Origin of the sequence: Qaidamihabitans albus (assembly GCF_016464705.1) — a bacterium.
GTDB classification, from domain to species: Bacteria; Actinomycetota; Actinomycetes; order Mycobacteriales; family Pseudonocardiaceae; genus Qaidamihabitans; species Qaidamihabitans albus.
Genome location: NZ_JAEHOB010000007.1, coordinates 101,628 through 125,745 on the forward strand (window position 1 = coordinate 101,628; position 24,118 = coordinate 125,745).

The following is a 24,118-nucleotide window of genomic DNA, read 5'->3' on the forward strand; positions in this document are numbered from 1 at the left end:
TCCCACTCGACCTGGATCTCAGGAACGGTGGGCACCCTAGCGTCCGGGTGTGCGCTCCCGGTCAGGAGCCGCCGCGATCGAGGTCGGGTTCGAGGTAGATCAGCCGCGCGACGGGCACTGTGGACCGGACCCGCGACTCGGCGTCGTTGATCGCCCGCGAGACCTCACTCATCTCCAGCCCCGGCCGCATCGCGAGCTTGGCCGCCACGAGCAGTTCGTCCGGGCCGATGTACTGGGTGCGGATGTGGATGACGCGGTCGACGTCGTCACCCGCGGTGAGCTCGGCGGTGATGGCGGAGAGCTCACCCTCCCCGGAGCCCTCGCCGATCAGCAGGCTCTTCATCTCGATGATCAGGATGATCGCGATGATGCCGAGCAGCACACCGATCATGACGGTGCCGATGCCGTCCCACACCGGCTCCCCGGTGACCACCGAGAGGCCGACACCCATCAGCGCGAAGACGAGACCGAACAGGGCGCCGGCGTCCTCCAGCAGCACCACCGGCAGCTCGGGAGTCTTCGACTTGCGGATGAAGCCCCACCAGGTGGCGTCGCCCTTGACCTTCCTGGACTCGACGATCGCCGTGCGGAAGCTGTAGATCTCCAGGCCGATCGCGACCACGAGGATCACCACGGCGACGACCGGCGAGGTCAGCTCCTCCGGATGCTGCACCTTGTGGATACCCTCGTACAGCGCGAAGGCGGAGCCGAGGGTGAACAGCATCAGCGCGACGATGAACGAGTAGAAGTACCGGTCGCGGCCGTAGCCGAACGGGTGCTCCCTGGTCGCCTTTCGCCGCGACGTCTTCTGCCCGAGCAGCAGCAGCCCCTGGTTCGAGGTGTCCGCCACCGAGTGCACGGATTCGGCGAGCATCGAGGACGAGCCCGTGATCAGAAAGCCGACGAACTTGGCGACCGCGATCCCGGCGTTGGCGACCAGCGCCGCCAGGATCGCCTTCGTGCCACCGTTTGCTGCCACGCGCTACCCCCTGCTCGATCCGACTTGATCGCGAGCAGCTTAGAGGTCACCGCTCGTGAGTGCGTAACAGTGTTCTAACTCGCGTACGCACTCACGAGAGGTGACCAGGCGGCTCAGTCCGGGCAGGTCCCGGCTGTGGCGCGGAACAGGTGCGCCGGCCCGGCGCAGGTCGGCCGCAGCCGCACGGCCGGATCGGACGCGGGCAGCCACACCGACTCGCCCCGGCGCAGCTCCACCTTCGTGCCGTCCCCGGCACAGAGCAGCAACTCCCCCTCGGTGCAGAGCAGGATCTGCGGACCCGTGCCGTCGAGGACCACCTCGGCACAGTCGCCCGCGGCCCACTCGGCGCGGGAGAGCTCGAACTCGGGCGCGTCGGTGCGGTAGACGGCGATCCGCCCTTCCCGGTCACCTCGCAGCACCGGCATGTCCCCGCACGCGAAGTCCACCACTCGCAGCAGCTCCGGCACGTCGACGTGCTTGGGGGTGAGGCCGCAGCGCAATATGTTGTCCGAGTTGGCCAGGATCTCCACCGCGGTGCCGTGCAGGTAGAGGTGGAGGTTGCCTGCCGGGAGGTAGATGGCCTCGCCCGCGCGCAGCGTCAGGCGGTTCAGCAGCAGCGCGGCGAGCACGCCCGCGTCGCGCGGATGGGCCTCGCCGAGCTCCAGGATGGTGCGGCACTCGGTGTCGAACTCGCCGCGCTCCTTGACGTGCAGCACGCAGGCGTCGAGGACCTCGGGCAGCAGCTCGTCCAGTGTGGGCTGCGGCAGCGTGATCCAGGTGGTGAACAGGGCCCGCAGGCCGTCCGGGTCGGGCTGGGCCGCCAACAGCCCGGTGTACTTGGCCAGGCCGGGGGTGTCGACGGCCCGGAGAAGCTCCAGGGTGCGGTGCGGGTCCCGGAAACCGGCGAGCGCGTGGAACTCGGTGAGCGCGCACACGAGTTCCGGCTTAGCGGTGGGGTCCGGGTAGTTGCGGTTGCCCGCGTCCCGCGGAATGCCGGCAGCCTCCTCGCGCGCGTAGCCCTCCGCGGCCTGCTCGGCCGAAGGGTGCGCCTGCATGGACAGCGGCTCCTCGGCGGCGAGGATCTTCAGCAGGAACGGCAGCCTGCCGCCCCACTGCCCGGCACACCTGGCGCCGAGCTGACCGACCGGATCGGCCTCGACCACGTCCAGCAGGCTGCGCTCGACGCCGTCCGGCCCGGTGACCCGCGAGGGGTCGCCGGGATGCGCGCCCATCCACAGCTCCGCCTCGGGGTGCGGTGCGGGAACCGGGCGCCCGAGCAGCTCGGGAATAGTGGTCCTGGAGCCCCACGCATAAGGCCGCACGGCGTTGCGCAGCAGTTCCACGGTCACCTCAACTCCTTGCCGGCCGTTCTCGCACACCGGCCCGTTCAGATCACGCCGACCTACGCCATCGCGGGCGTGTACCGGCCGGCTCCCCCAATAGTTCCAGCCGCTAGGCCGAGGTAGACGGCCGCGAGCTCGAAACGTAACGCGAGCACCGCGGCGCGGCCGACGTCGTCGGCCTCGATCTCCTCGGCCGGTGCGAGTACGTCGGCCGAGGTCAGCATCTCGTACGCACGGTGCCGGGCGCCGTCCGCGGCCGGTCCGGTGCGTACGGCGAGCAGTAGCGCCCGCGGTAGCGGGCCCTCGGTGGAAGAGTCGTCCGGGTCGGCGAAGATGTTCCGCTCGCCGACGCTCTCCACCGCCGCGCGGTGCAATGCGGGCCGGGCCAGCGCCTGCCGGTAGTCCGCGACGTCACCGACGATCGCGGCGTGCGCACCCAGCGCGTACGCCGCGTGGTGGCCGACCGCGACGGCGACCTGGTCCAGCCCCCACAGCAGTGGCGTCCGGCCCGCGATGCGTAACGCGAGCGACTTGGCGGGGTTAACGAAGGACTCGTGGCCCGGATGGCACCGCTCCGCCTCCCCGTCGAGGTGGTCGGCGAGCGACTCGACGTCGGCGACGAGCAGGCCGAGCGTGTTCGCGGTCAGCAGGCCGGCCGCGAGTGCGCGCGGGAACGCCAGTTCGGGCGGCACCAGCACCCGGGGGGCGATGAGCAGCCCCCGGCCCGCGATGGCGGAGGCGACCGGGCCGTCCGGAGGGGCTGAGAGCACCACGGTTGCGCCGTAGCGGCTGGCCCGCTCCAGGGAGGCCGCCAGGTCGCGGTCGTTCGGGTCGTCGGTGTGCGCGAGCACGACGTCGAGCGCGCCGATCCAGGTGGGCACGACGTCGCTGAGCACGACCGGCACCGGGCAGGACGGCACGAGCAGCGCCGCGAGCAGCAGTGCCGCGCTGCGGCCCGCGCCCGGCCGGATGACGATAACCAGCGCCCGCGGCCGCCCGATGTCCAGCCGGTCGCCGAACTCCAGCTCGGCGGTGGCCTCGACGGTCGCGCGGATCTGCGCACCGGACATCGCGGCGGCGCGCAGGAGTCCCGCGGTGTCGGCCTCGGCCAGCCGTGCGGGATCGTCGAGCAGGGCGTCGTCAAGCACCATCGGTACTGGGTTCGTCGGAACTCGCGGGTTCATCGGGTTCGTCGGTGGACGACCGCGGCTCGCTGGCCTCGTCGAGCAGCAACACCGGTATGCCGTCCCGGACGGGGAAGACCCGCCCGCAGGAAGTGCAGGTGAGCGCGTCGGCGGACGGGTCGTCCGGCGCGCCTGGGCTCAGCGGCGCGTGATCCGGTGCGGGACACGCGAGAATCTCCAGCAGCTGAGCATCAAGGGTGACGGCCATGTTTCCTCTTTACCACGCTATCCGCGAACGATCGCCAGGACTTCGTCGGTGAGCTCCTTGACGGCCGCGGCGTCGGGCGCCTCGACGTTCAGCCTCAGCAGGGGCTCGGTGTTGGACGGCCGCAGGTTGAACCAGCCCTTCGACCCGAGATCGACCGTGAGCCCGTCGAGCTCGTCGATGGTGACACCGTTGCGGCCGGCGAAGGCGTCCTTGACCGCAAGCTGGCGGGCGACCTGGTCGTCGACCGTTGAGTTGATCTCCCCGGAGGCCGCGTACCTGGTGTACTCCCTGGTCAGATCCGAGAGCGTGCCGGACTGCTCGCCGAGCGCGGCGAGCACGTGCAGCGCGGCCAGCATGCCGGTGTCGGCCCGCCAGAAGTCGCGGAAGTAGTAGTGCGCGGAGTGCTCGCCACCGAAGATCGCGCCGGTCTCGGCCATCTTCTCCTTGATGAAGGAGTGCCCGACCCTGGTGCGCAGCGCGTTGCCGCCGTGCTCGGTGACGATCTCCGGCACGGACTTGGACGTGATCAGGTTGTGGATCACCGTCCCGCCCGGCTCCTTGGCGAGCTCCCGGACGGCGACCAGCGCGGTGACCGCGCTCGGCGGCACCGGGTCGCCGTTCTCGTCGATGACGAAACAGCGGTCGGCGTCGCCGTCGAAGGCGAGCCCCGCGTCGGCCTCCGTCTCGCGCACCTTCGCCTGCAGGTCGACGAGGTTCGCCGGGTCCAGCGGGTTCGCCTCGTGGTTGGGGAAGGTGCCGTCGAGCTCGAAGTACATGGGCACGATCTCGATCGGAATTCCCTTGAACACAGTGGGCACCGTGTGGCCGCCCATGCCGTTGCCCGCGTCGACCACCACCTTCAGCGGCCTGCTGCCGGAGAGGTCGACGAGCGAGCGCAGGTACGCGGCGTAGTCGGCGAGCACGTCGCGCTCGACCACGCTGCCCGGCTGCCCGGCGAAGGCCGGCACACCCTGTTCGACTGTGTCGCGGATCTCGGCGAGACCGGAGTCCTGGCCCACCGGGGCGGCGCCGGCCCGGCACAGCTTGATGCCGTTGTACTGGGCCGGGTTGTGACTCGCGGTGAACATCGCGCCGGGCATGTTCATCGAGCCGGACGCGAAGTAGAGCTGGTCGGTGCTGGCCAGGCCGATCGACACCACGTCGAGCCCCTGCGAGGTCACGCCGTCGGCGAACGCGGACGCGAGCCCCGGCGACGACTCGCGCATGTCGTGACCGATCACCACGGACGGCGAGTCGGGCTTGATCAGCAGCGCGAACGCGGCGCCGAAGTCCCGGACCAGGCCGGCGTCGAGCTGCTCACCGACCACGCCACGGATGTCGTAGGCCTTCACGATGCCCGAAAGGTCTGACACGCCCTCTCCCATTGCTCGATGGTGGCTTACGCAAGCCTCGATACCCGGGGGGAAGCCTACCGACACGTGCCGTGGCTCAGCCGCGGCCGGGCAGCACACGCAGATGCCCGCGCCGGCCCGAGGTGGCCTCGGCCTGCTCGGCGGGCCGTGGCGCGCGGTCGGAACGGCCGGCCTCGCGCACGGCCTCGGCCAGCGCGGTCAGCTCGTCACCGGAGGGCTCCGGTGCGGAGAAGTCGCCCTCGTGGCGCACGACCTCCCAGCCCTTGGGCACCGTAAGCCGCAGTGCGTGCTCCTCGCAGAGATCGTAGGAGTGCGGCTCGGACGCCGTCGCGAGCGGCCCCACCACCGCCGTCGAGTCGCTGTAGGCGTAGGTCAGCGTGGCGACGGCGGGCTCGAGACAGCCCGTCCGCGAACACTTCCGTACGCTCGGCACGGTTCGTCACGATAGCCGGTCGTGCCGCCCACGGCGTGCAGGCGCACCGGCGACACACCGGCAAGGGTCCGCGCGGACCCGCGTACCCTTTGCCTCGTGGCAATGGCTCGTGGTTCGCGACAGCGGCAGCGGCTGCGCCGGGACCGGCACGGCCGCGGTCTGCGCGGGCCGCTGTACCCCGCGACACTGCCCGCCGCGACCAGCCGGGCCGAGAAGTTCGACGCACTGGTCCTCGACGCGCTCGAGCCGATCGAGGCGCGCTGGCGGCACGAGCTCACCAAGCTGGACGTGGCCGTTGACGACGTGCCCGAGGTGCGCCGCGAGATCCCGCCTGCGCAGGTCGACGGCGTACTGCTCGACGGAACCGTGCCGCTGTCCCGGCTGGTGCCCGCCGGGGTGGACCGGGCGGGCCTGCCCACGCGTGCCCGCATCGTGCTGTACCGCCGGCCGCTCGAGGCCAGGGCCAAGGACCCGGGGGAGCTGGCCGATCTCGTGCACGACGTCCTGGTCGAGCAGATCGCCGGCTACCTCGGTGTCGAGCCGGACATCATCGAGGGCGAGTAGCGCCTGCGGCCCGGGATCGCGGTGAGCGCCGTGAACAGCACCGCGGCGACCTGGCCGAGCAGCAGCAGGCTGTAGAGGGTCTGCGGGTACTCCACGACCACCTCCGACTGCCGTGCCGGGACCGAGACCGCCACCTGGCGCCCCCAGGCGGGCACGATCGGCACCGGCGCCCCGTCGACACTCGCCCGCCAGCCAGGCTCCTGCTCCGCGGCGAGCACGAGCAGCCGGCCCTCCGGACCGTCGGAGACCCGCACCCGCACATCCGGCAGCCGCGCGTCGACCGGCACCACGGCACTGCCGTCCATCAGCTCGCCCTCGGGTGGCCGGCCGCTGACCGCGCGCCGCGCCTGCTCCGGCGACACGAGCGTGACCTGGCCGCTCACCGGGTTGAGCCGCAGCACCTGGCGACCGTCGGTGGTCGGCGGCGCACCACCCACCAGATCCCCGGCGGCCTGCCGCAGCGCGGCGGCGTCCTCCCCCGGCGGGAGAACCACGAACAGCACGCCCGCGGCCGCGGCGGAGGCCACCGTGTCGCGCACGCCGGCGAGCAGGTCCCGCTCCCAGCCGGCCAGGCGCTCGGCCGTACCCGGCACGGGTGCGATCGCGTCGTCGCCGTAGCGCGGCAGCCGCCCGCCCACCTGCCGCACCGGCTCGCCGGGGGTGGAGAGCACGAGCACGCCGCGGCCGGTGTCGGCGAGTTCCGCCGCCAGTGACGGCGCGAGCCGCCAGCCGTCGGCCTGGAGCGGTCCGGTACGGCCGGCGGCCACTCCGCCGGCCGCCAGCACGAGCAGCACCGCGACCCCGCCCAGGGCGCCCAGCCTTCCGAACAGGGCCGGGGTGGCCCGCCGGTCCGGCACGCACACGCCGAGCACGACGCCGATCAGCCCGGCACCGGCGATCAGCAGCGGCACGCCCGTGAAGCCCGGTGCGGGCAGCCCGCCGCGCACGGGGGCGACCTCGACGAGCCGGACCAGGACGGCGCCGGCGATCCCGAGCGCGACCACCGCGAGTCCGGGCGCGATCCGGGCCGTGGGCCGGGCGACCACCGCGACGACCGCCGCGATGACGACGGCGATGCCGACGGGCATGGCCGCCCCGCCACCCGGGGCGAGACCGGCGAGGTCCGCCGCGGTGGCCCGGACGCTCGCCGGTCCACCGAGGCCGTGCAGCAACACCGCGGGATGCGTGAGCAGGGTCGGCAGCCACGGCAGCAGCAGCACCGCGGGCAGCACCACGACGATGGCCACGGCGGACACCCGGCGGGCCAGTCCGCCGCCCGAGGGCAGCGCGACGAAACCGACGGCGAGGCCGGCCAGCGCCAGCGCGTGCGCCAGCGGGGAGAACGCGCCCACCACCGCGAGGGTGAGCGCGGACAGCACCGCCACGCTCAGCCAGCGCGAGTCCGCGCGGGTGAGCACGGCGGCCAGCCCCGCGATCAGTGCGGGCAGCAGGATGTGCACCACCACCACGCCGAGCCTGCCCTGCGTCACGGCCACGGTGGCGGCGGGCAGCAGCGCGTAGGCGGCCGCGGCACCGGCCCGGACCCACCGGCCTGCCCGGACGCGCCGGGTGGCCGCGTAAGCGACGAGCCCGGCGAGCGGGACGTGGCCGATCATCAGCACGGCGACCAGCGCGGCCGGCCCACCGAGCGGGGCGAACGGCGCGCCGAGCAGCCCGAGTACCGCCAGCGCCACGGGGGCGGCGGTCGCGGTGCCCCCGCCGACCGGATGCCATGCCCCCAGGTAGGTCGACCAGACCTGGGCCAGGTCGCCGACCGGCAGCAACGCACCACCGGCGAGGTCCCAGCCGAGGCGCGCACCGTTGGCGGCCAGGCCGAGCGCGGTGAGCACCAGCAGCAGTGCCACGGGCGGTGAGAACACGGTCGCCGCGAGAATCCGGCGCCGGTTGACCTCCACGAACACGAGGCCGCCCCCGGCCGCGCCGGCGAGCCGTCCGGGGGACGGCCGCGCGGCCGTGCCTGTGCCGGTGTCCTCGGCATCAGTGGTGGCCGCGGGGCCTCCGGTCCGTTCGGGCAGCGGCACCGCGACGATGCCGGCCGGCCTGCGCAGCCCCGAGCCACGCGAGCCGAGGGACCGCAGGGCTCCGGCAGGCAGCGCCTCCGGCCCGACCGGCTTCGGCCTGCTGTACCTGTCCTCGGGCGGGATCCACGCGGTGGCTCCGTCGGCCGCCTCCGGCAGCCTCCCGAGCGCGGCCTCGCTCGCCACCCGCCTGCGTACCAGCTGCACCACCCCGCCCCGCAGCGCGTCGCGCAACCGGCTGAACCGGCTCGTGAACAGGCCGCGCACCGGGCCACCGGGCTCACGTTCCCGGCGGGCGGCGCGGAGTTCCGCGGAGCCGCCGAGCAGGTAACCGGCCGCCGCGAACTCGGCCCGCGCCCGCGTTCCGTTGCGCAACAAGGCGAAACCGATGCCGCGCAGCACGCACAGCAGCACGAGCCGGGGCACGCCGAGTACCAAGGAGACGGTCGAGCAGTTGACGAGGAAGGTCCGCAGTCCGTTGGCACGGTCGGCCGCCGCGACCGAGCCCCGCACGGCGTCCGCGGCGCGCTGACCGGTGCCGACGGCTCGCACGTGGCGCAGGCGGGCGGCGGGCACGCACAGCACCACACCGCCTGCCGCGTTCACCCGCCAGCCGTAGTCGATGTCCTCGCGGAGCAGGGAGAGCGCCTGGTCGAAACCGCCCAGCTCCTCCCACATCGCCCGGCCGAGGAGCGCGCCTGCGCTCGGCACGGCGAGCACCTCGGTGCTCTGTTCGGGAGATCCCTCCGAGCCGAGCCTGCCGGGGACGGCCTGCCTGCGATGGCCGGAGGCGTCGGTGGTCAGCCCGGCCTCGACGATGAGGCGCGGATCCGTCCAGTCCACGGCGAGCGGGCCCAGCATCGCGGCCGACGGCGCCGTCTCCGCCGCGCGCAACAGGATGTCGAGACAGTCTGGCTCGGGTGCGCAGTCGTCGTGGAGCAACCAGATCCAGGAACCCGGGTCACCCCAACGTTCACTCGCCCGTGTGACGGCCTCGGCGACCGCCGCGGCGAAACCGGTGTCCGCCGGGACCGTGAGGACGCCGTCGAGAACCGGCGTTCCGGCGCCCGCATCGGGCGCGGCGGCCTCGGCAAGCAGCTCCGCGGTCCGGTCGGTCGAGCCCGTGTCGACCGCGAGCACGTGCCGTGGCCGGATCGTGCTGCGCCGCAACGCGGACAGCGCGAGCGGCAACCAGCTTTCCCCGTTGTGGCACACGAGAATCGCGAGTACCGGGGCCGTGCGGGTCGACGGCGGCATGGTCGTCCGGGGCAAGAGCCCTCCGTGCTTCAAGGTGATCCGGGTGCGATCACCTTAACGACGAGCCGTGCGAGGTCGCCGTGCCACCTCGCACGGCACGGACGGCACGAGCGGCGCCGTTACGGCCCCGCAGCCGCCGGTCACACCGCACGCTTCTTCAGCTTGCGCCGCTCCCGTTCCGACAGCCCGCCCCAGATACCGAACCGCTCGTCATGTGCGAGCGCGTACTCGAGGCAGTCGTCCTTGACCTCGCAGCCCTGGCAGATCCGCTTCGCTTCCCTGGTGGATCCCCCCTTTTCCGGGAAGAACGCCTCCGGATCCGTCTGCGCGCACAGCGCGCGCTCCTGCCAGTCCTGCTCGTCGGACACGTCGAACAGATCGGTGAGAACGCCCAGCTCCTCGTCCGGGGTTCCCCAATCCATGACGTGCCCCCATTCCCTTCCAGTAGTGTCTAACCGCACGTCCGCCTCCTCGCTTCCACGCACTCCCAGGCTGGCGGTATTCGGATGGGCACCCGCTGCTCCCCTTGCCAGGCAGCGAATGACATCAATGTGATTACACCCGTGTAGTGCGGCCAGGTCAAGCCGAGTCGCGTGTTCGGGGGATACTTTCGGCGACTCGCGCAAGCGGACACGCCGAGACGACCTCACCCGGAATTGAATCCGGACACTCCTGCGAGACGGTGCCGTGATCTCGCCGCACCCCGGTACGACAGACTGTGGGGGTGCAACGATCAGCCGTGCGCCCCAGCAAGCTCTTCTATCTCATTCTCGCGGTCACGGCCGCGGGCGGCACGCTCGCGGCGTTCGCGGACCCGATCACGCGTTCACTCGAACGAGCACCGCTGGGCACCCTGGGGGTGTTCGTCCTGGTGATCGGCGGTTGGGCGCTGTCGCTCACCCTGCACGAGTTCGGGCACGCGCTCGTCGCCTACCGCGGCGGGGACCACGAGGTGGCCTCGAAGGGCTACCTCACGATGGACATCCGCCGTTACACCGACCCGGTGCTCTCGCTCGTGCTGCCCTTGATCATCCTCGCGATCGGCGGTATCCCGCTGCCCGGCGGCGCGGTGTGGATCAACCGGGGTGCGCTGCACTCGCGCACGGTGGCGTCATGGGTGTCGCTCGCGGGCCCGCTCAGCAACCTCGCACTCGGCATCCTGCTCACCATCGTGGTGGCGCTCGTGCAGATGCCGCTCGGCCTCCTGGTCGGGCTGTCCTACCTCGCCTCGCTGCAGATCCTCGCCTTTGTGATCAACATCCTGCCGGTGCCGGGGCTGGACGGGTACGGCGCGATCGAGCCCTACCTCTCCCCGCAGGCGCGCGAGTTCGGCATGAAGGCGCGGCCGTGGGCCCCGCTGGTGCTCTTCGCCCTCATCATCGGCCTGCCGGGCGTCGCGGAGACGCTCTGGGCTGCGACCGACTTCGTGTTCGGCGCGATCGGCGGCGACGAGTACGCGGCCGATGTCGGCCAGTACGTCTTCATGTTCTGGCGCTGATCAGCGGTCGTGAGTGGCTACCCGGGTTCTGACTCGCGTGGCCACTCACGAGGTGGCGTGCTCGGTCAGCCAGCGGTCCGCGCGCCCGGCGACCCGCTTGAGGGCCGAGCGCTCACCGAGGTAGTCACCGAGCATGCCGACGACGGGCAGCACCCCGAGCGCGCGGTGGTGGATACGCCCGGTCGGCCGCTTCTCCAGCTCGCCGGTGATCGACAGCAGCGACCGGCCCAGCCGCCACAGCGTCCGCGCGAACGCCTTCACCGTGACCCGGCCGTGCGTGCGCGAGGAGGCCGACAGCTCCTCCGTCAGCTTCGCCGTCTCGGCGTCCTCGGCCTCCCGCGCCGACTCGTCGTACCCGGCGTGCCTGCCCCCGGCGACCACGGGATCGATGTCCCGTTCGAAGAGCACCCAGGCCAGCAGCCGCACCCGGTCGCCGATTCCGGTTACGCCGCGCTCGCCTGCGATCGCGCAGAGCACCAGGCCCTGCGACGCCGCACCGAGGGTGTCCTGCACGGGCAGCCGGTCGGCGAGCACCCCGCCGAGGCCGGGCACGGCCGTAACCAGTGAGGTGACCCGGCCGACCCGGTTGATCCACCAGTCGGTTCGCTCCGCGGCGTCCATGCCTGCCCATGCCCCGGTGCCCGGCACCTTCATCGCCGAGAGCCGGTCGCGCAGCCGGTCCCGCCGCCGCCGAGGTAGCCGCGCCTGCCCGGCGACATCCCGGTCAGCGGCTCCGGCGACCAGGCCGAGCGGGTCCGCCTCGCGCAGGGCGTCGAGGGTCGGCCCGGTCGCCCGCACGAACGGCCGCAGCACCGCCGCGACCTGCTTGTCGGTGATCGATTCGGCCATCCCTACCTCGCTTCCGTCCGGAGGCGCGCCAGCGCCCCGCCCAGCACCACGGCTGCGGGCAGCGCACCGCCCGCCAGCAGCGCCAGCGCTCGCCAGTCGGCCACCAGCACCAGATCGCCGCCAGGGCCGAGTACCCCGAAGACCAGCAACGTCACCAGCCAGGCGGCGAGCGGCACCAGTGCCAGCCGCGACCGCACCAGCCGGGCGGCCTGCGCGACGAGCAGCGGCGTCGTCACCACCGCCACGAGCACGCTCACCGGCACGGGCACGTCGCCCAGCCGCGGCAGGATCAGGCCGTCCAGGCGCAACGGGAGGTAGAACAGTTCGAGCAGCGCGAGCAGGGCGGCGTCGAGCACCAGGAGCGCGAACAGCGCCCACTCGGCGCCGCGGACGGGTCCGCTCACGGGTCGAGTCCGCCGAACAGGTCGGTCGCCGAGCCCGCCGCGTCCCCCCGGGCCAGCACGAAGTACTCCGCCGGGGGCACCGGCTGCGCGATGCCGTTCGACAGCGCGAAGCACGGCTCCCGGCTCCCGGGCACCTGAACCTGCGTCTCGTGCGCGCGCAGCGCCGCGAACTTCGCCCCGAGATGCGCGGCGACGTCGATCGTCGTGGTGATCCGCTCGTCCGGCGTCGTGGGCAACTCGCCGTCGGCGGGCACCCGGAACGGCACGTCGGCCGCCTCTCTCAGCCTCGCCAGACCGCGCGCCACGGCGCCCGCCGAGAACACCGTGTGGAAGACCCGGGCCACCGAGGTCGCGCGGGCGGCCGCCGACATCGTGATCTCGTGCGCGCGGATGTGGTCGGGATGGCCGTAACCGCCGAACGCGTCGTAGCCGACCACGACCTGCGGGCGCAGCTCGTCCAGTACGGCGAGCAGCTGTTCCGCCTGTTCGTCGGCGGACCCGCGCAGGAACGCCCTTGGATGCTCGGCCGACGGCGTGCCCGCCATCCCCGAGTCGCGCCAGCGGCCGATGCCGCCGAGGTAGCGATGCGCGCTCCAGTCGAGGGCCGAACCGGCCGCGGCGAGCTCGCCCGCGCGGTAGCCGCCGAGCTGGTCGCCCGCCCAGGCGCCGAGCTGGTCGAGACCAGGCGGAATGATCTCGCCCTCCTCGCCGAGCGTGCAGGTCACGACGGTGACCTCGGCGCCCTCGGCAGCGTATCTGGCGATGGTGCCGCCCGTCGTGATGCTCTCGTCGTCCGGGTGCGCGTGCACGAGGAGCAACCTGCGGCGTTCGGCGATCACAGAGTGCAGGTTAGTTCGCGCTTCGCGGGCACGCCGACGGCCCGGGCACATCACCGAACGGGCTAACGAATGTTACCAATCGGTATTTAGTTCGTTCGTAGTGTCCACATACCGGGATACCTCCGCTATTCTCCCCGCGTCACCCCAGTGGTAGATCGAGAGCGTGGAGAGGCACCCGGTGAGCAAAAGTCCGACAGTCACCCTCCATCACGAGGGACATGACCATGTTCACTCTTTCGGAGTAGACACTGCGGCATCACCGTTACATCACGATCGCTCGTCGAGCCGGGCCAGTGGCCGGGACGCTGCTTAGCGTGCACGGTTAACGGCTTGCATACTCGGTCCACATCGATCGCTTTGCCGCGTAGGGGAGAGATCGCCTCGAACCCGATGGCGTCCAGCAAGGAGACTCAATGCTAACAACGAAGTCACGCGTGGTCCGGGCGGCCGCGCTCATCGCCGGGGCTGCCCTGGCCATGTCCGCGTGCAGCGGCGACGGCGGGGGAGACGGTGAAGGTGGCGGCCAGACCGGCCAGATCTTCGCCGACTGCGACTCGAACCCCAACGAGTGCAACTCCGCCCCGGACGACCAGCTGCAGGACGGCGGCGAGGTCACCATGGCGATCGAGAAGAACATTGCCAACTGGAACCTCAACTCCTCCGAGGGCAACGTTTTCGAGACCGGCATGGTGATGAAGGCCGTGCTGCCGAGCACCTACCACAGCCAGCCGGACCTCTCGTTCGCCATGAACGAGGACGTGCTCCAGTCCGCGGAGATGATCAGCGAGGACCCGCAGACCATCGAGTACAAGATCCATCCGGACGCGCAGTGGTCCGACGGCACCCCGATCAGCGCCGACGACTTCATCTACATCTGGAAGACCCAGAACGGCAGGGACTGCCCCGACTGCGCGGTGTCGACCACGGCCGGGTACGAGCAGGTCGAGTCCGTCGAAGGCTCCGACAACGGCAAGACGGTGACCGTGACCTACTCGGAGCCGTTCACCGACTGGCAGCAGCTGTGGGAGTCCGGCCAGCCGATCTACCCGGCGCACATCGCCGCCGAGCACGGTGACCTGGACACCCCCGAGGGCCTCAAGTCCGCCTTCGACTGGTTCGGCACGAACGTGCCGACCTACTCCGGCGGTCCGTTCAAGATCGAACGCTTCCAGAACAACCAGTCGATCACTCTGGTGCCCAACGAGAACTACTGGGGCGAGAAGCCGAACCTCGACCGGGTGATCTTCCGGATCATCACGGACGCGACCCAGGAGCCGACCGCCCTGCAGAACGGCGAGGTCCAGGTCATCTACCCGCAGCCGCAGGTCGACCTGGTGCAGCAGGTGCAGAACATCCCGAACGTGTCCTCCTACATCGGCCTCGGCCTGACCTGGGAGCACTTCGACTTCAACCTGGACACCGAGGCGCTGAAGGACAAGGCACTGCGCCAGGCCCTGTTCACGGCCGTCGACCGGCAGGGGCTGATCGACAAGACCGTCGGCCAGTTCACCGACAAGGTCGAACCGCTGAACAACCACAACTTCATGCCGGGGCAGGACGGGTATGAGGACACGGTCAGTGAGACCGGCCAGGGCAGCGGCGACATCGAGGCCGCGAAGAAGATTCTGACCGACGCCGGCTACACCCTGCAGGGCCAGCAGCTGATGAACCCGGACGGCGAGCCGGTTCCGGACATGCGGATCCGCTACACCACCGGTAACCAGATCAGGCAGGACTCCTGCGAGCTCTTCGCGCAGGCGGCCAGGGAGCTCGGCGTGACCGTCAACGTCGCGCCGACCGACGACCTCGGTGGCACGCTGGAGAGCGGCGACTACGACGTGATGGTGTTCGCGTGGGTGGCCTCGCCGTACCCGTTCGCCAACGCGGTCCAGAACTGGACCACCGGTCAGGGCAACAACTTCGGTAACTACAGCAACCCGGAGGTGGACAAGCTCCTGAAGGAGGCCGCGGCCGAGACCAACCGCCAGGAGGCTGCGCAGAAGGTCAACCAGGCGGACAAGATCATGTCCGAGGACGCCTACGTCCTGCCGCTGTACCAGAAGCCGACGTTCATCGCGGCTTACGACAACCTCGCCAACGTCCGCAACAACTCCACGCTGGACGGGCCGGTGTACAACCTGAAGGACTGGGGCCTGCGGGCCGAGTGATCTCGCCTCGCTGAATCCCACCTTCCCGTGCGGGAGGCCGCCGTCGCCGACGGTGGTCTCCCGCACGGCCGGACACCCACGGACGTACGCTGCCCGCGGTGGTACCGCCACGAGCGGCTGCGCCGCACGATGACCCGCTCACAGCAGGAAGACCTCCATGCTCGCCTACGCGCTGCGCCGGTTGCTGATATCGGTGCCGATCCTCATCGCCTCGACGTTCGTCGTCTTCATCCTGTCGTCCCTGGCGAAGAACCCCCTGAACGCACTCAAGGCGAAGAACCCGCCGCCCTCGCCCCGCGTACTTCAGCTCGAGGCGGAACGGCTACGCCTCGACCACCCGCTCATGGAGCGCTACTGGCTCTGGCTCACCGGCCTGTTCCGTGGCGACTTCGGGCCGTCGGTGCAGTCGACGATGAACATCGGCGACGAGGTGGTCAGCCGGTTCGCCGTGACCTTCCGGCTCATCTTCCTCGCCATGCTGATCGCTCTGATCCTGGCGGTCGTCGTCGGCGTGGTGAGCGCGGTGAAGCAGTATTCCGGGCTCGACTACACGTTCACCTTCACCGGGTTCCTGTTCCTCGCGATGCCCTCGTTCTGGTTCGCGATCCTGCTCAAGGAAGCGGGCATCAGCTTCAACAACGCCGTCGGTGAGACCGTGCTCTACACGATCGGTGACAGTTCGGTGTACGTGACGGGCGGACTCTGGGCCGAGGTGGCCGACACGCTCGGCCACATGATCCTGCCGACCATCTCGCTGGCGCTGCTGTCGTTCGCGGCCTGGAGCCGCTTCCAGCGGGCGTCGATGCTCGAGGTGCTGAACAGTGACTACGTGCGGCTGGCGCGGGCCAAGGGGCTGCGCCGCGGCAAGGTGATGCGCAAGCACGCCCTGCGGACGGCGCTCATCCCGCTGACCACCGTGACCGCACTCGACCTCGGCGCGATCATCTCCGGAGCCATCGTGACCGAGGACGTCTTCCAGTGGCGCGGCGCGGGCAGCTTCCTGCTCGACGCCATCCGCGGGAGCGACGTCTACGTCATCATGGCCTGGCTGCTGGTCTCGGCGACCTTCATCATCCTGTTCAACCTGATCGCCGACCTGCTCTACGGCGTGCTCGACCCGAGGATCCGCTATGCCTGACAACCCGAAGAGCGACATCGACCCGAGCCCGCCGCAGGTCCCCGAGACCAAGGCCAGCGGGGCCGGCGAGACGCTCGCCGGCCCGGCGCGGACCGAGCGGGAGTTCACCGTCGCCCAGCGGAGCCAGGCGCAGCTCGTTCTGCGCCGGTTCCTGCAACACCGCCTCGCGGTGGCCAGCCTGATCGTGCTGACGGCCATCGTGCTGCTCGCCTTCGTCGGCGGCGCACTGTGGAAGTACGACGTCGGCCAGTTCACCCCCGACGAGTCACAGGCGCCCTCCTGGGAGCACCCGTTCGGCACCGACCAGACCGGGCGCGACATGTTCGCGCAGGTACTCCGGGGCACCCAGATCTCCATCGGGATCGCGGTGCTCGTCGCGCTGTTCGCCACCATCGTCGGCACCATCTGGGGCGCCGTGGCCGGCTTCTACCGCGGCTGGCTCGACACCGCCATGATGCGGATCGCCGACCTCGTCCTCACCCTCCCGCTGTTGGCGGTGGCCGCCGTACTCGGGCACAACGTGGGGGGCACCTGGTGGCTGATCGCCGTGGTGATCGCGGGGCTGTACTGGGCCTACGTCTCGCGCGTGGCGCGCGGCGTGGTGCTCTCGCTGCGGGAGAAGGAGTTCATCGAGGCGTCCAAGGCGCTCGGCGCGAGCGACGCCCGGATCATCTTCAAACACCTGGTGCCCAACGCGCTGGGCTCGGTGATCGTGAACGCCACTATCCTGGTGGCCATCGCGATCCTGCTCGAGACCGCGCTGTCCTACCTGGGCTTCGGGGTGGTACCGCCGGACACCTCGCTGGGCCTGCTGGTCAGCCAGGCGAAGACGGCGGTGTCGACCCGGCCGTGGCTGTTCTACTTCCCCGGCCTGTTCATCATCCTGATCGCCCTCACGATCAACTTCATCGGGGACGGACTGCGCGACGCGTTCGACCCCCAGCAGACGAAGGTACGCGCATGACCCCCACAGACCCCACCACGGCGACGGCCGACACTGTCCTCGAGGTGGCGGACCTGACCGTGCAGTTCCCGACCGACGACGGCCTCGTGCAGGCCGTGCGCGGGGTGAACTACGAGCTGCGCCGCGGCGAGGTGCTCGGCATCGTCGGCGAGTCGGGCTCGGGCAAGTCGGTGACCTCGCTCGCCGTCATGGGCCTGCTGCCCGGCTCGGCACAGCTCTCCGGCTCCGTCCGCTTCCGTGGCAACGAGCTGCTGGAGTCGACCGACAAGGAGCTGTCCCGGGTCCGCGGCCAGGGCATCTCCATGGTCTTCCAGGACCCGATGACGTCGCTGAACCCGGTCTACACCATCGGCGACCAGATCGCCGAGGCGATCATGGCCCACCACGACATCCGCAAGGACGCGGCCCGCAGGCAGGCCGTCGAGCTCCTCGACCTGGTGCACATCCCGCACCCCGAGCAGCGGGCCAAGTCCTACCCGCACGAGCTCTCCGGCGGGATGCGGCAGCGTGTGGTGATCGCCATCGCGATGGCGAACCGGCCGGACATCATCATCGCCGACGAGCCGACGACCGCGCTCGACGTCACGGTGCAGGCCCAGATCCTGGAGTCGCTGCGAACGGCACAGAAGGAGACGGGTGCGGCGATGATCCTGATCACCCACGACCTCGGGGTGATCGCGGGCCAGGCCGACCGGGTACTGGTGATGTACGCGGGCAAGGTGGTCGAGTCGGGCAGCGCCGACGACGTGTTCTACCGCCCCCGGATGCCGTACACGCTGGGCCTGCTGGGCAGCCTGCCCCGGCTCGACGTCAAGACCGACCGGCTGACGCCGATCGCGGGATCACCGCCCTCGGTGGTCAACATGCCGCCGGGCTGCCCGTTCAGCCCGCGGTGCCCACTCGCCGAGGAGATCTGCGACACCGAGGAGCCGCCGCTGGAGGCCGGCTCCGACCCCGACCATCTGGGCGCCTGTCACTTCGCCTACCGCGTCGAGGGCCACGACCCCACCGAGCTGTTCAGCACCGCGGCGTCCGACGCGACGCCGCTGCCCGCGGGCACGAACGACGGGGAGGTGCGCTGATGACCGAGGCCGCGACGGTTCCGTCCACCACCGAGAGCGACCGGACACCGGTGCTCTCCGTGCGGAACCTGGTCAAGCACTTCCCCGTGCGATCCGGCGGCCTCCTGCGCCGCCGGATCGGCGAGGTGCACGCCGTGTGCGACGTGTCGTTCGACATCTACCCGCACGAGACGCTCGGGCTCGTCGGCGAGTCGGGCTGCGGCAAGTCGACGACCGCGCGGGCGGTGCTCAACCTGCAGCCGGCGACGACCGGAGAGGTCCGCTACGACGGCACGGAGCTGGGCACTCTGTCCAGCAAGGAGATGCGGCAGCTCCGCCGGAGCATGCAGATCGTCTTCCAGGATCCGTACGCGTCGCTGGACCCGCGGATCCCGGTCAACGAGATCGTGGCCGAGCCGCTGCGCATTCACGGGCTGCACGAGGACGGCGGCAAGGAGCGCGTCCGCGACCTGCTGCAGACCGTGGGGCTGCGGCCGGAGCACGGCAACCGCTTCCCGCACGAGTTCTCCGGCGGCCAGCGGCAGCGCATCGGCATCGCCCGTGCGCTCGCACTGGAGCCGCGGCTGCTCGTGCTCGACGAGCCGGTCTCGGCCCTGGACGTGTCGATCCAGGCCGGCGTGCTCAACCTGCTCCAGGACCTGCAGGCCGAGCTCGGCCTCTCGTACCTGTTCGTCTCGCACGACCTGTCGGTGGTGCGGCACGTCGCCGATCGCATCGCGGTGATGTACCTGGGCAAGATCGTGGAGACGGCTCCCGCCGAGCAGCTGTTCCAGAGCCCGGCCCACCCGTACACGCAGGCGCTGATCTCCGCGATCCCGGTGCCCGATCCGCGCAAGGAGCGCACCCGGCAGCGGATCGTCATCACCGGTGACGTGCCGAGCCCCGTGGACCCGCCGAGCGGGTGCCGGTTCCGCACGCGCTGCCCGAAGTTCGCGGACATCCTGACCGACAACCAGCGGCAGCTCTGCAAGGACGAGGAGCCGCAGCTGGTGGACCGCGGCCAGGGCCACCCGTCCGCGTGTCACTACGCGGAGGCCGCGCAGCTGCTCTGACCCCGCGTCCGGATGCGGTCGACCGTTCAGCGCTCAGCGGGTTGGAACAACTCCACAACGTTGCCGGACGGGTCCTGCAGCAGGATCTGCTGACCACCCGGACCGGTGACAATGTCGTTGCGGAAGCTGAGACCCGCGGCGCGCAGTCGGTGCACCTCGGCCGCGACGTCGTCGACGATCAGATGGATCCGGTTCCACCCGCCTGGCCCGGGCACGGCGCCGTCGGGCATCGCTCGGCCTGCCGAGCTGGAGGGCCCGCTCAGCAGGAGGCGCAGGTTGCCGCGGACGACGTCGGCGAACGCCGGTGCAGCACTCATCCTCAGGGTGAACCCAAGGTGTTCGGTGTAGAAGTCGATCGCCGCCGCCACGTCGTCGACCAGGTAGCGCACACCGACCAGATCGTGCCGGTTGTCGGACATCCCTATCTCCGTTCCGTTGTCGTCGCGTCGTTTACCGTGGCGGCACTCAGTTCTGATTCCTCGGGTTCCGCGCCAGGTGCCCGCGTGCGCGCGAGCGCCACGACCGACGCGGCGCTGAGGGCCGTCGCCACGATGACGGCTGCCCGCATCCCTTCCGGCCGGTAGGAGGAGAGCGCCCAGGTCAGGGTGGCCAGTGCCGGCCCAAGGGCGAAGCCCGCCTGGCGGGCGAGGCTGGTCGAGGCGCCCGTCGTCGCCAGCAGCGCCCGCGGCGCGCTGGTCATCGCGATCGCCATGTTGGGGGCGTTGAACAGCCCGTTGCCACAGCCCGCCAGGAACAGGCGCCATACCAGATCGCCGAGCCCCCAGGCTCCGTCCATCGGCAGCACGAGCGCCAGGCCGACGGTGAACAGGGCGGCGCCGAGGGCCGCCGTCCGACGCCGCCCCCACCAGTCCCCCAGGAACCCACCGATCAGTCCCGTGAGCGCCATTCCCACCGGGAACGCGAGGATGGTGACCCCGGCCGCCGACGCGGACATGCCGAGCGACCGCTGCAGGAAGTAGGGGGTGATGAAGAAGACCGTGCCGATGGCCGTGGCCGCCAGGGTCAAGGCCAGGTGCGGCCCCGACTCCCCCGGCGAGCGCAGGAGCCGACGGACGGCGGCACTGGTGGGCATGCGCAGCCACAGGCCGAGCAGGAGCGCCCCCAGGAGCGCGAGCGTCATCCACGCAGGCCCGTCGCTCGCGGTGAGCGTGAGCGCGAGTAGCACCGAGGCCACGGCGACGCTGAGCAGGAGTGCCTCGGCGCACCAGGAGCGATCGGGCGCGCGCAACGGGGCCCCGGGTGGCAGCATGCGCAGCCCGGCCGCCAGCACGAGGGCACTCACGGGGACGTTGACGAAGAAGATCCCCGGCCAGCCGAATCCGTCGACGATCAGGCCACCCAGCACCGGACCGCTGATCAGCCCGACCGGGCCGAGGGTCGTGATCAGTCCCATGGCACGCCCGCGTGCCTGCGCCCGCACGGCCGTCGTGGCCAACGCGGGCACCAGCGAGAACAGGAGCGCGCCGAACGTTCCCTGGACCAGCCGTGCGGCGATGAGCCAGGCCAGGCCGGGAGCGAGCCCGGCAGCGACGCTCGCGAGCGCGAAACCACTGAGCGAGAACACCAGGGCGGGCCGGTGCCCGACCGTGTCGAGCCAGCGACCGCTGGGCAGTGCCAGACCGGCCAGCGGCAGCAGGTAGGCGAGCAGCACCCACTCGGTCATACTGGTCGTGATCTCGAAGTCACCCTCGATCACCGGCAGCGCGACTGCGACGATGCTCATGTCCACCGACGCCATGAACACGGCGAGGCCGACGGCCGCCACCAGCCACCACCGGTCCCGCTGCCGATCGACGTGTGCCTCCGGGCTCATCCGGTCGATTCCGTCGGTCACAGCAGTTCTCCCCCTTTGCCGTTCGTCACGTTCCGCCGGTCGGCGGGCTCATCCCGAATGAGCCCGCCCGAGGGAATGGTGTGACAGGTGGACGAGAACGAGTGGCTCGCCGAACGTTTCGAGGAGCACCGGCCGCGGCTGCGTGCGGTGGCCTACCGGATGCTGGGATCACTGTCCGAGGCCGAGGACGCCGTCCAGGACGCCTGGCTCCGGCTCGACCGGGCCGAGGCCGACAAGATCGACAACCTCGGCGGCTGGCTGACCACGGTTGTCGGCCGCGAGTGCCTGCACCTGCTGAGGTCGCGTCGCCGCCGGCGCGAGGAGCTCGTGGACACGGTCGGAAAGCCGCTGCCGGACCCGGTCATCGCCGCCGCCGGTGCCGCGGTCGACGCCGAGCAGGAGGTGCTGCTCGCCGACTCGATCGGTCTCGCGCTGCTGGTGGTTCTCGACTCCCTCAGCCCGGCCGAGCGGCTGGCGTTCGTGCTGCACGACATGTTCGACCTCCCCTTCGACGAGATCGCCCCCCTGGTGGGCCGCAGCCCGGCAGCCGCCCGCCAGCTCGCCAGCCGCGCCCGCCGGCGCGTCCGGGGCGCCGAGCCGCCTTCTCCCGACCCGGACCGGGCCCGGCAGCGGGAGGTCGTCGACGCGTTCTACGCGGCCGCGAACGCTGGGGACTTCGCCGCGCTCGTCGAGCTCCTCGACCCCGGCGTCGTCTTCCACGCCGACTACGGCCCAGGCCGGTCACCCGCCGTATACCGGGGGGCGGCGACGGTCGCCAGGCAGGCGCGTGCCGCCCACGGCGCCGACCTCCACCCGGTGCTGGTCAACGGTCTCCCCGGAGTGATCAGCGCCAGGCACGGCCGCCCCGTGTCGATGGTCGCCTTCGTCGTCGTGGGCGACCGGATCGTCGAGATCTACGGCATACGCGACCCCGACCGCGTGCGGCGGCTGGCAGCCGGAGTCATCCGGTTCGGCTAGCGGTTGCCCCGGGTCCAGTTCACGGCGGAGGAGAACGGGCCGGCCAGCGGCGGGCCCGGCGTCACGCCGAGCACGCCGCTGCCGATGGCGAGGGTCTCGCTGAGCTGGAACAGCGGGATCGCGACGTGCTCCCGCCACAGCTCGGGCTCCACCGAGGCCAGCGTCGGCGCCGTCGACACCTCGCCGGTGAGCGCCGCCTCGATCCGCGGTTGCAGGCTCTCGTCGCAGAACGCCGCCGGGTTCGCCGGGGTTATCGAGGTCTCTTCCGAGGTCTCGGAGTTGCCCGAGCCTCCCGAGTCCCCGGACGTGTCGTCCCAGCCTGGCCCGCAGCCGAAGCTCGAAGCCAGGTCCGACGCCGGATCACCACCGGCGGGCTGCGGGACGACCGCGATGTCGACGGCGACCGCTCCGTTCTGCGGGCTCGCCTGACCGTCGTCTCCCTCGGCACCGTCCGTGCTCACCGGCATCGCGAGCAGTTCGGAGAACAGCTCGCGCGGGGGCGGGTTGACGATGGTGACGTCCACACCGGCGGCCATCAGCTGCCTGCCGAGGGCCTTCGCGATACCGGCGTAGGGCTCCCGCTGGCCGGGAGAGGCGATCACCAGGGACAGCGGCTCGCCGTCACGGCGCCAGGTGCCCGCCTCCTTGATGTACCCGGCCGCGGAGAGCAGCTCGTCGGCCCGGCGCGGGCCGGGCGCGGCGGGCCGGGTGGGCGCGTAGTCACTCGCGGAGGGCGGCAGCACGTGCGCGTCGGCGGGCAGCCGTGCCGAAGGGCCGCCGCCGGTTCCCTCCTCGATCAGTCCGGCACGGTCGATGAGCGCGGCGACGCCGGCCCGTACCTGATCGTCGGCCAGCACCGAACCCGCCGGGCGCAACAGCACCTCGACGGTCCGCGGCCGGGCGAGGGTGTGCAGCTGGATGTCGTCGCCGAGCCCCTCGAACAGCTTCCGGCCCGCGGCGTCGGTGCTGGCGAGCGCGAACTGGTCGTGGCCGCTGCGCAGGGCGGCCGCCATACCCTGCTGGTCCGACCGGCGCAGCACGATGCGGTCGACGGCGGCCGGTTTCTCCCAGTACCGCTCGTTGCGTTCGAGCACGATCTCGCCGCGCGCGTTGTCCAGCGTCTTGATCGAGAACGGGCCGCCGTAGGCGGGGAAGCTGTCCGCCAGCGCGCCCTGCCAGCCGCCCGGGGCGTCCTTGAGCAGGTGTGCGGGGAGGAGGTTGTCGAAGAGTGTCTTCCAGCCGGGGTACGGGTCGGTGAACGTGACCTCGACCCGCTTGCCCCCCTCGCCCGGCTGGATGCCCGAGATCAACCGGTACCCGGCGGGATCGACGACGCCTGGCTGGTTCTTCATCGCGTCGGCGAGGTAGGCGAAGTCCTCGACGGCGATCGGGGCGCCGTCCGACCAGGAGGCATCGGGCCGGATCTGGTACACGACCGTGAACGGCTCCTGCGAGGTCACCTTCGCGGAGGTCATCAGGCTCTCGTCGAGCGTCGGCACGCCCTCCTCGTCCGGCCGGAACACCGACGGCAGCAGCATCTGCGAGAGCGCCGAGGTGATGGTGGACGAGTCGGCCAGGTTGTGCGGGTTGTACCCGCCGACGATGGCGTCGAGGCTGACGACGATCTGCGAGGCGGTGTCCTCGGGCGGCGGTTCGCTCTGCGCGGCGGGCGAGGACACCACCGGCGGAGGTGGCGTGTTGGTGCACCCGCTCGCCCCCAGTGCGAATGCGAGCGCCAGTGCCGCGGCTGCCTTTCCCTTGCCAGTCGCCCGCACGCCGCAGCCCCTCCTGCTCGCCTGAACCGTCGTCGTGACACGTTCTCCGCGGCCACGAGACTGCCAGACCGCAAGTAAAAGACGGCTACCGGATCAGGTACCGCTACCTGGGTGACGCACGGCGGCCGGCATCGGT

Annotated in this window: 22 protein-coding genes; 8 read left to right on the forward strand and 14 right to left on the reverse strand. The window is 71.2% G+C overall.

Annotated features, from left to right (window positions below; translation table 11 throughout):
* Positions 1–61: 61 nt before the first annotated feature.
* The 6 genes from JAP66_RS15660 to JAP66_RS15685 form a co-directional block, all read right to left on the reverse strand.
* Positions 62–979 carry a cation diffusion facilitator family transporter gene (locus JAP66_RS15660; RefSeq protein WP_199432473.1) on the reverse strand — a complete coding sequence of 306 codons (918 nt, stop codon included), beginning with the start codon at positions 977–979 and terminating at the stop codon, positions 62–64.
* 113 nt (positions 980–1,092) lie between these two features.
* Positions 1,093–2,328 (reverse strand): mannose-6-phosphate isomerase, class I, encoded by a 1,236-nt coding sequence (gene manA, locus JAP66_RS15665; RefSeq protein ID WP_307849577.1) that lies wholly within the window; start codon positions 2,326–2,328, stop codon positions 1,093–1,095.
* Positions 2,329–2,381: 53 nt separating this feature from the next.
* Positions 2,382–3,473, reverse strand: a complete 1,092-nt coding sequence (locus tag JAP66_RS15670; protein WP_199432474.1) for a hypothetical protein — start codon at positions 3,471–3,473, stop codon at positions 2,382–2,384.
* Positions 3,463–3,714, reverse strand: coding sequence for a Trm112 family protein (locus tag JAP66_RS15675; RefSeq protein WP_199432475.1), 252 nt, complete (start codon positions 3,712–3,714; stop codon positions 3,463–3,465). The genes JAP66_RS15670 and JAP66_RS15675 overlap by 11 nt, the downstream gene beginning before the upstream one ends.
* A gap of 17 nt (positions 3,715–3,731) precedes the next feature.
* Positions 3,732–5,087: a phosphomannomutase/phosphoglucomutase gene (locus JAP66_RS15680; protein WP_199432476.1), complete on the reverse strand. Its 1,356-nt coding sequence runs from the start codon at positions 5,085–5,087 to the stop codon at positions 3,732–3,734.
* A gap of 76 nt (positions 5,088–5,163) precedes the next feature.
* The gene (locus tag JAP66_RS15685) at positions 5,164–5,520 is read right to left on the reverse strand and encodes a DUF3499 domain-containing protein (protein ID WP_199432477.1); all 357 of its coding nucleotides are present in this window, start codon (positions 5,518–5,520) and stop codon (positions 5,164–5,166) included.
* A 102-nt stretch (positions 5,521–5,622) separates the two neighbouring features.
* On the opposite strand from JAP66_RS15685, the gene JAP66_RS15690 reads away from it, so the two are divergent.
* The gene (locus JAP66_RS15690) at positions 5,623–6,084 is read left to right on the forward strand and encodes a metallopeptidase family protein (RefSeq protein ID WP_199432687.1); all 462 of its coding nucleotides are present in this window, start codon (positions 5,623–5,625) and stop codon (positions 6,082–6,084) included.
* Here the strand turns inward: JAP66_RS15690 and JAP66_RS15695 are convergent.
* Both JAP66_RS15695 and JAP66_RS15700 read right to left on the reverse strand, forming a co-directional pair.
* Positions 6,045–9,395 carry a glycosyltransferase family 2 protein gene (locus tag JAP66_RS15695; RefSeq protein WP_235999046.1) on the reverse strand — a complete coding sequence of 1,117 codons (3,351 nt, stop codon included), beginning with the start codon at positions 9,393–9,395 and terminating at the stop codon, positions 6,045–6,047. The genes JAP66_RS15690 and JAP66_RS15695 overlap by 40 nt on opposite strands.
* Before the next feature lie 125 nt (positions 9,396–9,520).
* Positions 9,521–9,841, reverse strand: a complete 321-nt coding sequence (locus tag JAP66_RS15700) for a WhiB family transcriptional regulator (protein ID WP_307849578.1) — start codon at positions 9,839–9,841, stop codon at positions 9,521–9,523.
* A 263-nt stretch (positions 9,842–10,104) separates the two neighbouring features.
* Here JAP66_RS15700 and JAP66_RS15705 point away from each other — a divergent pair, with 263 nt between their 5' ends.
* The gene (locus tag JAP66_RS15705; RefSeq protein WP_199432478.1) at positions 10,105–10,878 is read left to right on the forward strand and encodes a site-2 protease family protein; all 774 of its coding nucleotides are present in this window, start codon (positions 10,105–10,107) and stop codon (positions 10,876–10,878) included.
* 45 nt (positions 10,879–10,923) lie between these two features.
* On the opposite strand, the gene JAP66_RS15710 is transcribed toward JAP66_RS15705, so the two are convergent.
* From JAP66_RS15710 to mshB, 3 genes are read right to left on the reverse strand one after another with little or no spacing between them, the layout of a single operon-like run.
* Positions 10,924–11,727: a hypothetical protein gene (locus JAP66_RS15710; protein ID WP_199432479.1), complete on the reverse strand. Its 804-nt coding sequence runs from the start codon at positions 11,725–11,727 to the stop codon at positions 10,924–10,926.
* Between the two features lie 2 nt (positions 11,728–11,729).
* The gene (locus tag JAP66_RS15715; protein WP_199432480.1) at positions 11,730–12,131 is read right to left on the reverse strand and encodes a hypothetical protein; all 402 of its coding nucleotides are present in this window, start codon (positions 12,129–12,131) and stop codon (positions 11,730–11,732) included.
* Positions 12,128–12,949 (reverse strand): N-acetyl-1-D-myo-inositol-2-amino-2-deoxy-alpha-D-glucopyranoside deacetylase, encoded by an 822-nt coding sequence (mshB, locus tag JAP66_RS15720; RefSeq protein WP_235999060.1) that lies wholly within the window; start codon positions 12,947–12,949, stop codon positions 12,128–12,130. The genes JAP66_RS15715 and mshB overlap by 4 nt, the downstream gene beginning before the upstream one ends.
* A 434-nt stretch (positions 12,950–13,383) precedes the next feature.
* Between mshB and JAP66_RS15725 the strand changes: the two genes are divergently transcribed.
* The 5 genes from JAP66_RS15725 to JAP66_RS15745 all read left to right on the forward strand — a co-directional run bounded on the left by JAP66_RS15725 (position 13,384) and on the right by JAP66_RS15745 (position 19,374).
* The gene (locus JAP66_RS15725) at positions 13,384–15,138 is read left to right on the forward strand and encodes an ABC transporter family substrate-binding protein (protein WP_199432482.1); all 1,755 of its coding nucleotides are present in this window, start codon (positions 13,384–13,386) and stop codon (positions 15,136–15,138) included.
* Between the two features lie 157 nt (positions 15,139–15,295).
* Positions 15,296–16,276: an ABC transporter permease gene (locus JAP66_RS15730; protein ID WP_199432483.1), complete on the forward strand. Its 981-nt coding sequence runs from the start codon at positions 15,296–15,298 to the stop codon at positions 16,274–16,276.
* Positions 16,269–17,240, forward strand: a complete 972-nt coding sequence (locus tag JAP66_RS15735; protein ID WP_199432484.1) for an ABC transporter permease — start codon at positions 16,269–16,271, stop codon at positions 17,238–17,240. The genes JAP66_RS15730 and JAP66_RS15735 overlap by 8 nt, the downstream gene beginning before the upstream one ends.
* A complete protein-coding gene (locus tag JAP66_RS15740; RefSeq protein ID WP_199432485.1) occupies positions 17,237–18,322 on the forward strand; it encodes an ABC transporter ATP-binding protein in 1,086 nt (361 codons plus the stop codon). Before JAP66_RS15735 ends, JAP66_RS15740 begins: the two co-directional genes overlap by 4 nt.
* Positions 18,322–19,374 (forward strand): ABC transporter ATP-binding protein, encoded by a 1,053-nt coding sequence (locus JAP66_RS15745; RefSeq protein ID WP_199432486.1) that lies wholly within the window; start codon positions 18,322–18,324, stop codon positions 19,372–19,374. The genes JAP66_RS15740 and JAP66_RS15745 overlap by 1 nt, the downstream gene beginning before the upstream one ends.
* Positions 19,375–19,400: 26 nt before the next feature.
* Here JAP66_RS15745 and JAP66_RS15750 read toward each other — a convergent pair whose 3' ends face one another.
* Positions 19,401–19,793 carry a VOC family protein gene (locus tag JAP66_RS15750; RefSeq protein WP_199432487.1) on the reverse strand — a complete coding sequence of 131 codons (393 nt, stop codon included), beginning with the start codon at positions 19,791–19,793 and terminating at the stop codon, positions 19,401–19,403.
* A gap of 2 nt (positions 19,794–19,795) precedes the next feature.
* The gene (locus tag JAP66_RS15755) at positions 19,796–21,229 is read right to left on the reverse strand and encodes an MFS transporter (RefSeq protein ID WP_199432488.1); all 1,434 of its coding nucleotides are present in this window, start codon (positions 21,227–21,229) and stop codon (positions 19,796–19,798) included.
* A gap of 87 nt (positions 21,230–21,316) precedes the next feature.
* Between JAP66_RS15755 and JAP66_RS15760 the strand changes: the two genes are divergently transcribed.
* A complete protein-coding gene (locus JAP66_RS15760; protein ID WP_199432489.1) occupies positions 21,317–22,207 on the forward strand; it encodes a sigma-70 family RNA polymerase sigma factor in 891 nt (296 codons plus the stop codon).
* On the opposite strand, the gene JAP66_RS15765 is transcribed toward JAP66_RS15760, so the two are convergent.
* Positions 22,204–23,982: an ABC transporter family substrate-binding protein gene (locus JAP66_RS15765; RefSeq protein ID WP_199432490.1), complete on the reverse strand. Its 1,779-nt coding sequence runs from the start codon at positions 23,980–23,982 to the stop codon at positions 22,204–22,206. The genes JAP66_RS15760 and JAP66_RS15765 overlap by 4 nt on opposite strands.
* Positions 23,983–24,118: the final 136 nt, after the last annotated feature.